Origin of the sequence: Flavobacterium columnare (assembly GCF_014844295.1) — a bacterium.
Taxonomy (GTDB): domain Bacteria; phylum Bacteroidota; class Bacteroidia; order Flavobacteriales; family Flavobacteriaceae; genus Flavobacterium; species Flavobacterium columnare.
On sequence record NZ_CP054494.1, the window covers coordinates 2,760,846 to 2,774,464 of the forward strand.

The following is a 13,619-nucleotide window of genomic DNA, read 5'->3' on the forward strand; positions in this document are numbered from 1 at the left end:
AAAGAATGCTATAAGTATCAGAAAGATTCAAAAATCCAATATTATAGCATTCTAGGAAGTTAAGGGAATTTATTTATTATAACTATCTTTAGATAAACCTAGAGCATTACCAACTCTTGTTCCGTATTCTTGATCCGCTTTATATAAAAAGCTAACCATAGTAGCTTGAACTTTTTTATCTTTGACTTTGCTTAAATTACTTGTCCAGTTTTTTATTAAGTTGTCTTTTTCTTGTTTAGAATAACTACGATACAGGATACCTGCTTGATAAAAATCTTTAGAATCTTTTATTTCTTCTCGTACCATATAACCGTCTAAAAGTCTTTTATCATCTGCTTTAAATTCTGTATATGTAGGATTATTATGACTAGGGAAGTAATTTGTATCGCCTGTTCTTTCTTCAAAATTCATTGCACCGTCTATATGGTAATTATTTACTTTTACTAAAGGTCTATTAGCGGGTAATAATTGATGATTTTTACCTAATCTGTACATTTGTGCATCAGCATAAGAAAAATTCCTACCTTGAAGCATTTTGTCAGGAGAAAAACCAATTCCAGGTACCACTCTAGAAGGAGCAAAAGCAGCACTTTCAGTGTATTGGAAGAAGTTTGCTGGTATACGATCTAAAACTAACGTACCTACTTTTATTTCTTCAACATTAAACCATTGTTTCGTGTCATCAAAAATATTAAAATCGTATTTGTTAATGTCTTTATTAGGTATTATTTGTACATATAAATCCCATTTAGGAAAATTTCCAGCAGCAATATTGTTGTATAAATCTCTAGTCATGTGACTAAAGTCTTTGCCTTGTACTTGAACTACTTCTTCTGCTGTTAAATTTTTAATTCCTTGTAATGATTTGAAATGAAATTTAACCCAAGAAATGTCTCCTTTATCATTAATAAATTTAAAAGTATTTACACCAAAACCATCCATTTCTCTATAAGATTTAGGAGTTCCATTATCAGACATTAACCATGTTAATGTTTGAGTAGCTTCTGGTGTTTTTGAAAAGTAATCAAAAATTCTATTTTCATCCTGAAGATCCGTGATAGGAGATGGTTTATTAGCGTGTGTGAAATCAGGAAATTTAATAGCGTCTCTTATAAAAAATGTAGGTATATGATTACCCACTAAATCCCAGTTGCCTTCTTCTGTATAGAATTTTACAGCAAATCCTCTTGGATCTCTTGCTGTTTCAGGAGAACCTTTCGAGTGAATAACGCTTGAGAAACGAACCAAAACAGGTGTTTTTTTATCTACCTCCGTAAAGATTTTAGCTTTGGTAAGATCGCTGATGTTTTTAGTTAAGATAAAATATCCCTGAGCGCCGGTTCCTCTTGGGTGCATAACACGTTCAGGAATTCTTTCTCTACTAAAATGTTGCAATTTTTCAATTAGGTGGACATCCTCTAATAATACGGGGCCATTTGGGCCTAAAGTTAAGGACTGTAAATCACCATTTACAGGAGCTCCTCCACTAGTTGTAAGAGGATTTTGGGCAAATGCGCTTATTGAGATAATAAGCGATGCACAGGTTACAAATGATTTTCTCATTACTATTTAAATATTTATATTAAATCTAAATCGGTTAAACTAATACCTAAAGCAGCCGCAACTCCTTTGCCATAATTAGGATCTGCCTTGTAGCAGTTATGAATATGGCGCTCTTGTATAAATCTTTCAGCTCCTCCTACAGAACGTGCTGTATTTTCAAACAATGTTTGTTGTTGTTCAGGAGTCATGATTCTAAACAAGTTACCTGGTTGGGAATAATAATCATTATCTTCATCTCTAAAATCCCAATGATCGGCAGCTCCTTCTAGTGCTAAAGCAGGTTCTCGATATTCTTTTTGTTCTTGCCATTTTCCATAGCTATTAGGTTCATAATGTACTGTTCCTCCGCCGTTACCGTCAATACGCATAGCACCGTCTTTGTGATGATTATGAAATGGACATCTTGGGGCGTTTACAGGGATTTGATAATGATTAACTCCTAATCTGTACCGTTGTGTATCTCCATAAGAAAACAATCTACCTTGTAACATTCTATCAGGAGAAAAGCCTATACCAGGTACAATATTTGCAGGGTTAAAAGCAGACTGTTCTACGTCTGCAAAATAGTTTTCTGGGTTTTTATTTAATTCTAATACTCCAACATCAATAAGAGGATAGTCACTATGAGGCCAAACTTTTGTTAAATCAAAAGGATTGATAGGATACGTTTTAGCATCTTCTTCAGGCATTATTTGAACCTTTAAGTACCATTTTGGATAATTTCCTTCTTTAATGCTGTTGTATAAGTCTCTTTGATGGCTTTCTCTATCTTTTCCTATTATTATTTCTGATTCTTGATCGGTTAAACATTCTATTCCTTGAGCTGTTTTAAAATGAAATTTCACCCAAAAACGCTCATTATGGGCATTTATAAAGCTAAATGTGTGGCTACCATACCCATTCATGTGGCGGTAACTTTTAGGAATACCACGCTCACTCATAGTCATGGTAATTTGATGTAAAGATTCGGGTAACAATGTCCAATAATCCCAATTATTATTAGCACTTCTAAGATTTGTTCCAGGATCTCTTTTTACGGCTTTGTTTAAATCTGGAAATTTATACGGATCGCGGATAAAAAATACAGGGGTATTGTTTCCAACTAAATCCCAATTACCTTCTTCAGTATAGAATTTTACCGCAAAACCACGAATATCCCTTTCCGCATCAGCTGCGCCACGTTCACCAGCAACTGTTGAAAATCGTAGAAATAGATCTGTTTTTTTACCAACTTCAGAAAATAGTTTTGCTTTGGTATATTTAGTTAGGTCATGCGTAACGGTAAAAGTTCCAAATGCAGCTGAACCTTTTGCGTGCATACGTCTTTCAGGAATTACCTCTCTATCAAAGTGAGCTAATTTTTCTAAAAACCAAATATCTTGTAAAAGCATTGGACCTCTTTTACCAGCAGTTAAAGAGTTTTGATTATCAGCTATAGGTCTACCTGATACTGATGTCATTTTGTTTTGTTGACTATTACTCATTTTTAATTGTTTTGATTATGTTCTTTTCAAATAATTAATATAAATGTTCTATCTTTAAGGAATGATATTTAAAAAATACAGCGTATTTGTTTAGTTGTTCTTTGGGCAAATCTAAAGTGATTTTGTTTATGTGATTTTGTTTTTCTATAAATAAAAACTATATCACTATTGTTTGATGTCAGTCAAAGCAAAGCCTTTTTTAAGCTATAAAGAATATTTATATTTGAATAGAAAATTAATGGGTTGAAGAGAATAAAAGGAAGAATTGGATTGCTAATTTTGCAACTAGAAAATTAATAAATTTAACACTTATATATTATGGCTTTAGTAGGAAAAAAATTTCCAAACATTACAGTAGATGCAATTTCAGAAATGGGTGATAACTTAAGAATCAATGTTCTTGAAGAAGCTACCAAAAACAATAAAAAAGTAGTGTTATTTTGGTATCCAAAAGATTTTACTTTCGTTTGTCCAACGGAATTACATGCTTTTCAAGCAGCTTTACCTGAATTTGAAAAAAGAAACACAATCGTAATAGGTGCTTCTTGTGATACAAATGAAGTACATTTTGCTTGGTTAAATACACCTAAAAATAATGGAGGTATTGAAGGTGTTACATATCCATTATTAGCTGATACTACTCGTAATTTGTCTAAAGCATTAGGTATTTTAGATGCAGAAGAAGTATATGATGAAGAATCTGATGATATTTTATTAGATGGTTCAAATGTAACTTTCCGTGCTACTTACTTAATTGATGAAACAGGTAAAATATTCCATGAAAGTGTAAATGATATGCCATTAGGAAGAAATGTAGCAGAATATTTACGTTTAGTAGATGCTTATACACACGTTCAAACGAAAGGAGAAGTTTGTCCTGCAAACTGGGAAGAAGGGAAAGAAGCTATGAATGCGGATAGATTAAGTACAGCTACTTATTTAAGCCAAAACTAATTAATTGTAATAACCAATAATACATCAATGGCACTGTTTTGTCAAGAATAGACATTGTCATTGATGTTCTAATTTTATAAATATGTTACTAGAATTAAACGAAGATATATTACAAAACGTAATTAACGAAAATGAAAAAGTAATCGTACAGTTTTCTGCATCATGGTGTGGTAATTGTAGAATTATGAAACCAAAGTTTAAAAAATTATCAACTGAAAATGAAGGTCTTACCTTTGTAATTGTAGATGCTGAAAATTCACCAGAATCTAGGAAGTTAGCAAATGTTTCTAATTTGCCTACATTTGCAACTTTTGTTAATGGAAAATTAGTAAAAGAAACGCAAACTAATAAAGCAGAAGTATTAAGTGAATTAGTTAGTGAAATTCTTTAAGAAAAAGAAATTATGAAATTACCTGTTATAAAACATTTAACTCAATTTATAGAAGAAAACGATAGTGATTATTTAGTAGAAACAATTGCTGTACTAGAAAATCTTACAGAGTTAGAGTCGTTAAAGGATGAAGAAATAGATGTAATTGGCGAATTAATTTCTAACCTTTATGGTGCTTTGGAAGTTCAAAAGCTAATTAAAGAAGGCAAAGAAAAGAAAGCAGCACTAAATGAGTTTATGAAACGCGTATTAGGATCTATTGATAAATAAAAAGGAAAGCCAGCAATTGCCGGCTTTTATATTTATCTGGATTGATCCTATATTTTTCGTTGTTTGTTAAGTATGTGCTTTTTAACCTCAAAAAATACGTAAAATAATTCAGTAGCAATTTCTATACTTTTTTCTTCGTATTTTAAATCCATTAGTTCTGTATCGTCAAATGATTTAGGATCTTCATATCTTATTGCTATTTTTTTATCTGCTCCTATAACAATAGGACATCCCTCATCTGCATTACTACAAGTCATAATAGCCGCAAAATTCGATTTAGGGTTAAATAAGTGATCATAAGTTTTTGAAAAACAAATGATCCCAGTCTTGTTTTTATCATATTTTACACTATAAATAGGATTTGATTCATTGCTTAATTGAATGATGGAAAAACCTTGTTCTTTAAGGGTTTCAACTACCTTATGGAAGAAAGCGGAAGCTTCCGTTCCTCCAGAATAGCAATAAACATTAGGTATCTCAAAATAATGAGCTAAAGTTTGAGCCCATATTTGTGAAAGAAGGCTTCTTCTGGAATTATGCGTGCAAATAAAATTAAGATTGATGTTTTCTTCTTGCTCTATCTTTTCTTTAATATATTCAATGAGGGGTTGAAGAATTAATTTTCGGTCGCTAGAAGTTGAAAACAGAGCTATTTTTTCAATATTTTTAGATAGATTTAAAAACATAAGCGTTTTTTTTAAAAGTACAAAATATAAAATTTTGGATTGTTCCAAATGGTGTTTCGTGCTCTATATCATGATTTTCTATAAGTTTAAAATCAGATTCAAAGGTTTCTTTTAATGTAGTGGCAGTATATTGTGTTATAGGAAGCCCGCTGCATTTTAAAGGGCCAGATGTTGCAAATGTACCAATAATAAGTGTTCCGTTTTCTTTTATGCCCTCAGTGGCTATTTTTTTATAAGTATTAATAAGAACAGGATCGGTTAAAAAATGAAAAGAAGCTCTATCATGCCAAACATCAAATTTTTCTTTGGGTATAAATTGGATGATATCACTAGTTATAAAATGAACTTTATCCGAATTTGCTTGTAATCTTTTTTGTATTCGTTCAATGGCTTTATCTGAAATGTCTAATAAATATAAATTGGTGTAACCTAGATCTAAAAGGGAATCTATTAAATAACTATCGCCACCTCCAACATCTATTATTTTAGCATTTTTAGGAAGGTTGAGTTTTTCAATAGATTGAATAGAAGTTTCAGGTTTTTTTTCGTACCAACTAACTTCGTTTTCTTTTTTTGTGGAAAAAACATTTTCCCAATGGGCTTTTTTATTCATAACCTAACAACAACCAGAATTGGGTGTACAAGAATTAACTATTTTACTTAAATTTTTTTTAATTTTTTCATTCGGAATTCCGCAATTATTCTGAGCAAGACAAGTTGTTTGAGTAGGTAAAAGCACGAAGTGTCCTTTTTGAAAATCTAATGTATATTTGCCAATAGTATTTTTGTCCTGATATTCTACTAATATTTCATAATCGTTACAAACAATATTTTTTTCTATCGCTTCAATTATTTTAATCGTTTTCTGACTGGTTAATCTATGCCAAGTATCTTCTGCATACCATAGTTGAAAAGTAAAATAATTTTCTTCTCTAAATGTATTTCCACAATCGGTGTATTTTTTGTTTAATACTCCCATTTCTGTAATATGGAAATGTTTTGGAATAAAAGTTCCGTTTTGGAATAAGATCTCAAAAGAATCAAGTCTTGATAAGTGCTGTTTAAATTCAGATAATTTCATAAGTTATGTGAAATTTATAGAGTAAAATATAGGATACTCTTTGGTTATAGACAATAGTTGGTGTTTCTTATATTTTCTAAGAGCGAAAAATAGTGTTCTACTTTTTCTAATGCTTCTTTATTTATGCAATAACAAATAGATTTTCCTTCTATATTACCTTTAATAAGACCTACTTGCTTTAGCTCCTTTAAATGTTGTGAAATAGTGGGTTGGGCTAGGGGTAGTTCTTCTACTATGTCATTACAAATACACGAATTTACTTTTATTAAATACTCTATGATAGCTAAACGGGCAGGATTTCCTAAAGCTTTAAATAAATTAGCTAATTCATTTTGTGAATTGCTGAAAAAGGCTGATTTTGAGGCTCCCATGTTTTTTTTATTTGTATATTGTAATATTACGATGTTAATTATAAATATTTACATTTTTATTAAGAAAAAATATTTGAAAAATATCCTTATTTTTGGAACTTTAAAAAAAATAAAATTATGGGACAGATAATATTTAAAGGAAATACGATAAATACAGTTGGAGAATTGCCTGTAGTAGGATCAGTGGCAAAAGCGTTTGAATTAGTAGCAACGGATTTATCTGTAAAAACATTAGAAGATTTTAAAGGGCAAAAACTAGTGTTAAATATTTTTCCTAGTATAGATACTGGAATTTGTGCGGCTTCTGTTCGAAAATTTAATGAAACAGCATCTACTTTAGAAAACACAAAAGTATTGTGTATTTCTAGAGATTTACCATTTGCACAAACTCGTTTTTGTGGAGCAGAAGGGTTAGATAACGTTATTAACCTTTCGGATTTTAAAACAGGTAGTTTTGGGGCTGATTATGGTTTGACTATAGTAGAAGGACCTTTGGCAGGTTTGCATTCACGTTGTGTAATTGTATTGGATGAAAACGGAGTTGTAAAATATACAGAGCAAGTAGCAGAAATTGCTCAAGAACCTAATTATGAATCTGCTTTAGCTTCTTTATAATGAAATTTGAAAAAGACGAAACCTTATTTACAGGTCGATTAAAGAGTATAGGATTTGCTGCTAAAGGAGCGTTTAAATTAATTACTACTGAACATAGCGTAATGGTTCAGTCTTCCTTGGCGGTTTTAATGTCATTAGCAGGATATTATTTTCAAATTACTCGTGAAGAGTGGATGTTTCAGATATTTGCCTTTGGATTGGTTTTAAGTATCGAAGGGTTGAATACAGCGGTTGAAAAATTAGCTGATTTTGTACATCCTGATTTTCATAAAAAAATTGGTTTTATAAAAGATATTGCAGCTGGAGCTGTTTTTTTTGCAGCTATGACAGCTTTTGCTATAGGAAGCTTTATCTATTTACCTAAAATATTGTAAGCTTAATTGTTGTAAATCGACCTATTTTTTAAAATTATAATGGCTAAATCAAAAAAGAAAGAAAATACATCTGCCGAAGTAGAATCTGAAATTGCACAAAAACGATTTTCATTAAATCGTCAGCAAAAAATTACATTTGGAATTCTACTGATATTGTTTTCTATTGCACTGGCAATTTCCTTTGTTTCTTATTTTGTCAATGGCAAATTAGATCAAAGTGAAATACATGAATTTGGTAATAGAGAATCACAGGTTCAAAATTGGTTAGGTAAATTCGGCGTATTTTTAGCTAATTCCTTTATTTACCAAGGATTTGGTGTTGCAGCATTTTTGTTCGTTCGATTGTTGTTTTTAACAGGTTCGTATTTGATCCTAGATTTAGCTGTTTCTAAATTAAAAAAAACTTGGTTTTGGGATATTTTTGTAATACTAATTTTGTCTATTCTTTTTGGGTTTTTTAGTACCTCTCTTCCAGAATTAGGGGGAGTAGTTGGATTTGAAATGAATTCTTTTTTACAAGATTACCTAGGGAAAGCAGGTACTTTACTAACATTGCTTTTCGGAATTTTTATTTACCTTATTTTTAAAATAAAAATATCACCAGAAAAAATAAAAGCTGCTTTCGAAAAAACAAAATCGGAATTAAAAGAAGATTTTAAAAATCCATTGTCTAAAGAAAGTACAACGGCTTACAATTTAGAAGAGTTTGCTGTTCATGAGGAAGAAATACAACCCGTTTTAAAGAATAAGGAAAACGTTTTTACAGATCTCATAAGACCTATAGAAGAAGAGTGTGAAGACGAAGAGTTGGAAGGGATAGTGCTAAAAACCATTCCTTCTCAACAGGAAATTAATGATGATTTTTTGAAACCTATTAAAGGGAATTCTTCAGAATTAACCTTAGATGTTAATCCTATTACAAAACCATTAATTGAGTCAGAATCTACCTCAGATGAATTAGTAATTCAAAAAATAGAAGAAGAAGATATTATAGAAGAAAATTTAGCAGAGCGTTTAGTAGCTCATTTTGGTGAATTTGATCCAACTTTAGATCTTTCTAATTATAAATTTCCAACAATAGATTTGTTAAAAGAATACGGTTCCGGAGGAATAACAATTAATCAAGAAGAATTAGAAGAAAATAAAAACCGTATTGTAGAAACACTTCGAAACTATAAGATAGATATAGCTCAGATAAAAGCAACTGTTGGTCCTTCTGTAACTTTATACGAAATAGTGCCAGAAGCAGGGGTTCGTATTTCTAAAATAAAGAGTTTAGAAGATGATATAGCGCTTTCCTTAGCAGCGCTAGGTATACGTATTATAGCACCAATGCCAGGTAAAGGAACTATAGGTATTGAGGTACCTAATAAAAACCCAACTTTAGTTCCTATGAAAGGGGTAATAGCCTCAGCAAAATTTCAAGAAGCAGAAATGGAGCTACCAATAGCTTTAGGAAAAACAATTTCAAATGAAACATTTGTGGTTGATTTAGCTAAAATGCCTCACTTGTTAATGGCGGGAGCAACAGGGCAAGGAAAATCAGTTGGTTTAAATGCTGTACTTACTTCATTGTTATACAAAAAACATCCAGCCGAAGTTAAGTTTGTTCTGGTAGATCCTAAAAAAGTTGAGCTAACTCTTTTTAATAAGATAGAAAGGCATTATTTAGCAAAATTACCTGATACAGAAGATGCTATTATAACAGATAATTCAAAGGTAATTACTACACTAAATTCATTGTGCGTAGAAATGGATAATCGTTATTCTTTATTAAAAGATGCGATGGTTCGTAATATAAAAGAATACAATGAAAAGTTTAAACAGCGTAAGTTAAATCCTGAACAAGGACATAGATTTTTACCTTATATTGTTCTTGTAGTCGATGAGTTTGCGGACTTAATTATGACGGCTGGTAAAGAAGTTGAAACGCCCATTGCTCGTTTAGCGCAATTAGCTCGTGCAATTGGTATTCATTTAATAATAGCTACGCAACGTCCTTCAGTAAATGTAATTACAGGTATTATTAAAGCCAATTTCCCTGCTCGTATTGCTTTTAGAGTAACTTCTAAAATAGACTCTAGAACCATTTTAGATCAACAAGGAGCTGATCAACTAATAGGTAGAGGAGATTTATTATACACAAATGGAAATGATTTAGTGCGTGTACAATGTGCTTTTGTTGATACTCCAGAAGTAGAAAAAATAACAGAGTATATTGGCGCTCAAAAAGCCTATCCAAACGCTTATTTGCTCCCTGAGTTTATTGGTGAAGAAGGAAGCGGTTCAAGTCTTGATATAGATATTTCAGAACGGGATTCTCTTTTTAGAGATGCAGCCGAGGTTATCGTTACAGCTCAACAAGGTTCAGCTTCTTTAATTCAACGAAAATTAAAATTAGGTTATAATCGTGCAGGTCGATTGATAGATCAGTTAGAAGCAGCAGGTATTGTAGGTCCTTTTGAAGGAAGTAAAGCCCGTACCGTAAATATACCTGATTTAGTTGCTCTTGAACATTTTTTAAACAATGAGAAAAACAATTAAAATAAAATGAAAAAAATAATTGTATTGCTATTAGTTTTAACATCTTTTACTTTTCAAGCTCAGAATGATGCCAAAGCAAAGGCCTTGTTAGATAAAGTAGCAGCAAAAGTTAAGTCTTTTAAAACCATTCAAGTAGATTTTAAATATAATTTACAAAACGCAAAAGAAGGGATTAATCAAGATAATAAAGGGAATGTTACTTTGTCTGGTAATAAATATCTTTTGAATTTTCTTGGCGTTACTAAAATATGCGATGGTACCAAAGTATATACTATATCAAAAGAAGATGAGGAAGTTTCGATTTCAAAAGTTGGAAATGAAGAGGAAGCAGATACACCCGCTAAAATGTTAACCTTTTTCAATAAAGGGTTTAAATATAGTTGGGATATCAGTCAGACAATTAAAGGTAAAAAAATTCAATATATAAAATTAATACCAATAGGATCTAAAGACGATCGCAAACAAATTTTGGTAGGAGTTGATCTTTCTACTCAATTAGTCTATAATACAATTACGGTAAATAAAAACGGAACGAAAGTAACCTTAACAGTAAATTCTTTAAAAACAAATGATGCTTTACCCAAAAACTATTTTACTTTTGTAAAAACAAAATACCCAAATTATTACATCAATAACCTGGATTAATCTTACGAATGAAAATCCTAGACCGATATCTACTTAAGTCCTTCTTGATTACATTTACTTCAGTATTTGTAATCTTGTTTTTTATATTCATTTTGCAAACAGTTTGGTTATTTATATCTGAATTAGCAGGAAAAGACCTTGATTTTTTTATGATCATCAAGTTTTTGATTTTTGCAACCCCAAAACTAATGCCAATGGTAATTCCTTTGACGGTACTATTGGCCTCCATCATGACATTTGGAGATTTAGCAGAGCATTATGAATTTGCAGCTATGAAATCAGCAGGCGTTTCTTTCTTTAGAAGCTTAAAAATTTTGTTAGTATTTATTTTTGGCTTAAGCATCACTGCTTTCTTTTTTGCCAATAATATTATACCATATTCAGAATATAAATTTACCAATTTTAGGAGAAATTTAGCACAAGTAAAACCCGCATTAGCTATTGCTGAAGGACAGTTTTGTGATATAGGAGAATTTAATATAAAAGTTGAAAAAAAGACAGGAGAAAAAGGAGAAAAATTAAAAGGAGTTACCATACATAAAAAATCAAATACAGGAGAAGGAGCAAAAACAGTAATAAAATCAAAAGAAGGCCTTTTGTTATCTTCAGAGACTAGTGATTTGTTGCAGTTAGTATTAAAAGACGGTTATTACTATGAGGATGTTAGCCCTGTAAATTACGAACAACGTCAGAAATTACCCTTTGTAAAAGTTTTTTTTGAAAAATATACAATCAATATTGATTTATCTAAATTAAACACAAGTGAAGCATTAAAAGATGAATTAAAAAATTCAGATGCAATGCTAAAAATTAATGATTTAAAATATACAGCAGACTCTTTAAAAGCTAATTACAATAAAGAACTCATTGTACTTGCCGATAATACTTATCAACGTCTTGGAATTACTAATAATTACAATGTAGATACAGTAAAGATTAAGAATACAAAAAAGACAGATTTGTTAAGTATTCTTAAGGATAAACCATCTAAGATTAATGTTTTGAACGTTGCAGAAAGCGACTTAATAAGTTCTAAAAGTAATTTAGAAATGTATGAATTTGCCATGTTAGCTAAGGAAAAAGAAATTAATGGATATCTGAATGCTATTTTTGAAAAGTTTACTTTTAGTTATGCTTGTATACTCATGTTTTTTATAGGAGCCCCCTTAGGAGCTATTATCCGAAAAGGAGGATTAGGATTGCCAATTGTATTTGCTATGCTCATCTTTATTTCGTTTCATTTCATGAATACATTTAGTAAAAAAATGGCACAAGAATCTCAAATTCCTGTTTTTTTAGGAGCTTTTTTAGCATCTATAGTATTAACTCCTTTAGCAATTTATTTGACTAGGAAAGCAATAAATGATAATGGTGATGTTAATTTTGACTTTATCACAGAACCATTTAAGAATATATATACAAAACTAACACAACTCAAAAAAAACAAAAATGGAGACACAAACCATTAAATTAAATACCATTGAAGAAGCAATAGAAGATATCCGTCAAGGAAAAGTAATAATTGTAGTTGATGACGAGGATAGAGAAAACGAAGGAGATTTTCTAGCTGCCGCTGAAAAAATAACACCTGAAATGGTAAATTTTATGGCTACCTACGGAAGAGGACTTATTTGTGCACCACTTACAGAAACGCGTTGCAAAGAACTAGGATTAAATCCGATGGTAACGAATAATACCGATCACATGGAAACAGCTTTTACTGTTTCCGTTGATTTAAAAGGGCATGGTGTTACTACAGGAATATCAGCTTCTGATAGGGCTAAAACGATTCAAGCATTAGTTAATTCTGATACCAAACCTTTTGATTTGGCACGTCCAGGGCATATTTTTCCTTTAATAGCAAAAAAAGGAGGTGTTTTGCGTCGTACAGGGCATACAGAAGCAGCTATAGATTTTGCTCGTTTGGCAGGTTTAAAACCCGCTGGAGTTATTGTAGAAATCATGAATGAAGATGGTACAATGGCTAGATTGCCTCAACTAGTTGAAGTTGCTCAAAAATTTGATCTAAAATTAGTTTCCATAGAAGACTTAGTAGCTTATAGAATGCAGCATGACAGCTTGATTGTAAAAAAAGAAGATTTTGATATACAAACTCGATTTGGTGTTTTTCGTTTAAGAGCTTATGAACAAACTACAAATAAACAAATCCATATTGCTTTAACAAAAGGAAACTGGAATTCTGGTGAAGCCGTTTTAACAAGAATTAATTCATCTCAAGTAAATAATGACTTATTAGGAACTTTAACCAATAATGTTGATAAACAATTAGATGATATGTTTAGGGTTATTAACGAACAAGGAAAAGGAGCCGTTATTTTTATTAATCAGGACATGCAAACAATAAGTCTCTTAAATCGTATTACAGAATTAAAAGAATTACAACAACAAGGAGAAATGAAAGCACCTAAGATAGTAATAGATAGTAAGGATTATGGGATAGGGGCTCAAATTCTTCATGACATAGATATTACAAAAATCCGTCTAGTCTCTAATACAGAAGGAGGAAAACGTGTTGGAATGATAGGTTATGGATTGGAAATAGTAGAGTATGTAAATTATTAAAAAAAGCCTAATTTTTTAAAATAAAAATTTGGAGAAATAAAAAACTATCTTATATTTG

General features: G+C 31.0%; 15 protein-coding genes. 9 read left to right on the forward strand and 6 right to left on the reverse strand.

The genetic code is table 11. The features are described from left to right. Positions 1-69: 69 nt before the first annotated feature. Together HUE53_RS12040 and HUE53_RS12045 are read right to left on the reverse strand one after the other, a co-directional pair. Positions 70-1,563 (reverse strand): catalase, encoded by a 1,494-nt coding sequence (locus HUE53_RS12040; RefSeq protein ID WP_014164673.1) that lies wholly within the window; start codon positions 1,561-1,563, stop codon positions 70-72. Positions 1,564-1,577: 14 nt separating this feature from the next. Beyond that, positions 1,578-3,047, reverse strand: a complete 1,470-nt coding sequence (locus HUE53_RS12045; RefSeq protein WP_014164672.1) for a catalase — start codon at positions 3,045-3,047, stop codon at positions 1,578-1,580. 318 nt (positions 3,048-3,365) lie between these two features. Between HUE53_RS12045 and HUE53_RS12050 the strand changes: the two genes are divergently transcribed. The 3 genes from HUE53_RS12050 (at position 3,366) to HUE53_RS12060 (ending at position 4,662) form a co-directional block, all read left to right on the forward strand. After that, positions 3,366-4,001, forward strand: coding sequence for a peroxiredoxin (locus HUE53_RS12050; protein WP_014164671.1), 636 nt, complete (start codon positions 3,366-3,368; stop codon positions 3,999-4,001). An 82-nt stretch (positions 4,002-4,083) separates the two neighbouring features. Then, a complete protein-coding gene (locus tag HUE53_RS12055) occupies positions 4,084-4,392 on the forward strand; it encodes a thioredoxin family protein (protein WP_014164670.1) in 309 nt (102 codons plus the stop codon). Between the two features lie 12 nt (positions 4,393-4,404). After that, positions 4,405-4,662 carry a DUF6952 family protein gene (locus HUE53_RS12060; RefSeq protein ID WP_014164669.1) on the forward strand — a complete coding sequence of 86 codons (258 nt, stop codon included), beginning with the start codon at positions 4,405-4,407 and terminating at the stop codon, positions 4,660-4,662. Between the two features lie 47 nt (positions 4,663-4,709). Here the strand turns inward: HUE53_RS12060 and HUE53_RS12065 are convergent, their stop codons facing one another. The 4 genes from HUE53_RS12065 to HUE53_RS12080 are packed head-to-tail and all read right to left on the reverse strand — an operon-like array spanning position 4,710 to position 6,800. Then, on the reverse strand, positions 4,710-5,348 hold the full coding sequence (locus tag HUE53_RS12065; protein ID WP_014164668.1) for an arsenate-mycothiol transferase ArsC: 639 nt from the start codon (positions 5,346-5,348) through the stop codon (positions 4,710-4,712). Further along, the gene (locus HUE53_RS12070) at positions 5,329-5,961 is read right to left on the reverse strand and encodes a class I SAM-dependent methyltransferase (RefSeq protein WP_065213538.1); all 633 of its coding nucleotides are present in this window, start codon (positions 5,959-5,961) and stop codon (positions 5,329-5,331) included. Before HUE53_RS12070 ends, HUE53_RS12065 begins: the two co-directional genes overlap by 20 nt. 3 nt (positions 5,962-5,964) lie before the next feature. Continuing rightward, positions 5,965-6,429, reverse strand: coding sequence for a DUF6428 family protein (locus HUE53_RS12075; RefSeq protein WP_014164666.1), 465 nt, complete (start codon positions 6,427-6,429; stop codon positions 5,965-5,967). Between the two features lie 44 nt (positions 6,430-6,473). Next, positions 6,474-6,800: an ArsR/SmtB family transcription factor gene (locus HUE53_RS12080; RefSeq protein WP_014164665.1), complete on the reverse strand. Its 327-nt coding sequence runs from the start codon at positions 6,798-6,800 to the stop codon at positions 6,474-6,476. Positions 6,801-6,917: 117 nt separating this feature from the next. On the opposite strand from HUE53_RS12080, the gene tpx reads away from it, so the two are divergent. The 6 genes from tpx to ribB are packed head-to-tail and all read left to right on the forward strand — an operon-like array spanning position 6,918 to position 13,561. Then, on the forward strand, positions 6,918-7,415 hold the full coding sequence (tpx, locus tag HUE53_RS12085; protein WP_192188525.1) for a thiol peroxidase: 498 nt from the start codon (positions 6,918-6,920) through the stop codon (positions 7,413-7,415). Then, the gene (locus HUE53_RS12090; RefSeq protein WP_065213539.1) at positions 7,415-7,789 is read left to right on the forward strand and encodes a diacylglycerol kinase family protein; all 375 of its coding nucleotides are present in this window, start codon (positions 7,415-7,417) and stop codon (positions 7,787-7,789) included. The genes tpx and HUE53_RS12090 overlap by 1 nt, the downstream gene beginning before the upstream one ends. Positions 7,790-7,828: 39 nt before the next feature. After that, positions 7,829-10,333, forward strand: coding sequence for a DNA translocase FtsK (locus tag HUE53_RS12095; RefSeq protein WP_192188526.1), 2,505 nt, complete (start codon positions 7,829-7,831; stop codon positions 10,331-10,333). A 6-nt stretch (positions 10,334-10,339) separates the two neighbouring features. Further along, complete coding sequence (locus tag HUE53_RS12100) at positions 10,340-10,978, forward strand: LolA family protein (protein WP_077225215.1); 639 nt, start codon at positions 10,340-10,342, stop codon at positions 10,976-10,978. Positions 10,979-10,986: 8 nt separating this feature from the next. Then, the gene (locus HUE53_RS12105; RefSeq protein ID WP_041253168.1) at positions 10,987-12,447 is read left to right on the forward strand and encodes an LptF/LptG family permease; all 1,461 of its coding nucleotides are present in this window, start codon (positions 10,987-10,989) and stop codon (positions 12,445-12,447) included. Next, positions 12,428-13,561 (forward strand): 3,4-dihydroxy-2-butanone-4-phosphate synthase, encoded by a 1,134-nt coding sequence (ribB, locus tag HUE53_RS12110; RefSeq protein WP_014164659.1) that lies wholly within the window; start codon positions 12,428-12,430, stop codon positions 13,559-13,561. The genes HUE53_RS12105 and ribB overlap by 20 nt, the downstream gene beginning before the upstream one ends. Positions 13,562-13,619: the final 58 nt, after the last annotated feature.

Excerpts from the sequence above, each read along its gene's own strand:
- HUE53_RS12040 (WP_014164673.1), bottom strand. The coding sequence starts at position 1,563 with ATGAGAAAATCATTTGTAACCTGTGCATCGCTTATTATCTCAATAAGC.
- HUE53_RS12045 (WP_014164672.1), bottom strand. The coding sequence starts at position 3,047 with ATGAGTAATAGTCAACAAAACAAAATGACATCAGTATCAGGTAGACCT.
- HUE53_RS12050 (WP_014164671.1), top strand. The coding sequence starts at position 3,366 with ATGGCTTTAGTAGGAAAAAAATTTCCAAACATTACAGTAGATGCAATT.
- HUE53_RS12055 (WP_014164670.1), top strand. The coding sequence starts at position 4,084 with ATGTTACTAGAATTAAACGAAGATATATTACAAAACGTAATTAACGAA.
- HUE53_RS12060 (WP_014164669.1), top strand. The coding sequence starts at position 4,405 with ATGAAATTACCTGTTATAAAACATTTAACTCAATTTATAGAAGAAAAC.
- HUE53_RS12065 (WP_014164668.1), bottom strand. The coding sequence starts at position 5,348 with ATGTTTTTAAATCTATCTAAAAATATTGAAAAAATAGCTCTGTTTTCA.
- HUE53_RS12070 (WP_065213538.1), bottom strand. The coding sequence starts at position 5,961 with ATGAATAAAAAAGCCCATTGGGAAAATGTTTTTTCCACAAAAAAAGAA.
- HUE53_RS12075 (WP_014164666.1), bottom strand. The coding sequence starts at position 6,429 with ATGAAATTATCTGAATTTAAACAGCACTTATCAAGACTTGATTCTTTT.
- HUE53_RS12080 (WP_014164665.1), bottom strand. The coding sequence starts at position 6,800 with ATGGGAGCCTCAAAATCAGCCTTTTTCAGCAATTCACAAAATGAATTA.
- tpx (WP_192188525.1), top strand. The coding sequence starts at position 6,918 with ATGGGACAGATAATATTTAAAGGAAATACGATAAATACAGTTGGAGAA.
- HUE53_RS12090 (WP_065213539.1), top strand. The coding sequence starts at position 7,415 with ATGAAATTTGAAAAAGACGAAACCTTATTTACAGGTCGATTAAAGAGT.
- HUE53_RS12095 (WP_192188526.1), top strand. The coding sequence starts at position 7,829 with ATGGCTAAATCAAAAAAGAAAGAAAATACATCTGCCGAAGTAGAATCT.
- HUE53_RS12100 (WP_077225215.1), top strand. The coding sequence starts at position 10,340 with ATGAAAAAAATAATTGTATTGCTATTAGTTTTAACATCTTTTACTTTT.
- HUE53_RS12105 (WP_041253168.1), top strand. The coding sequence starts at position 10,987 with ATGAAAATCCTAGACCGATATCTACTTAAGTCCTTCTTGATTACATTT.
- ribB (WP_014164659.1), top strand. The coding sequence starts at position 12,428 with ATGGAGACACAAACCATTAAATTAAATACCATTGAAGAAGCAATAGAA.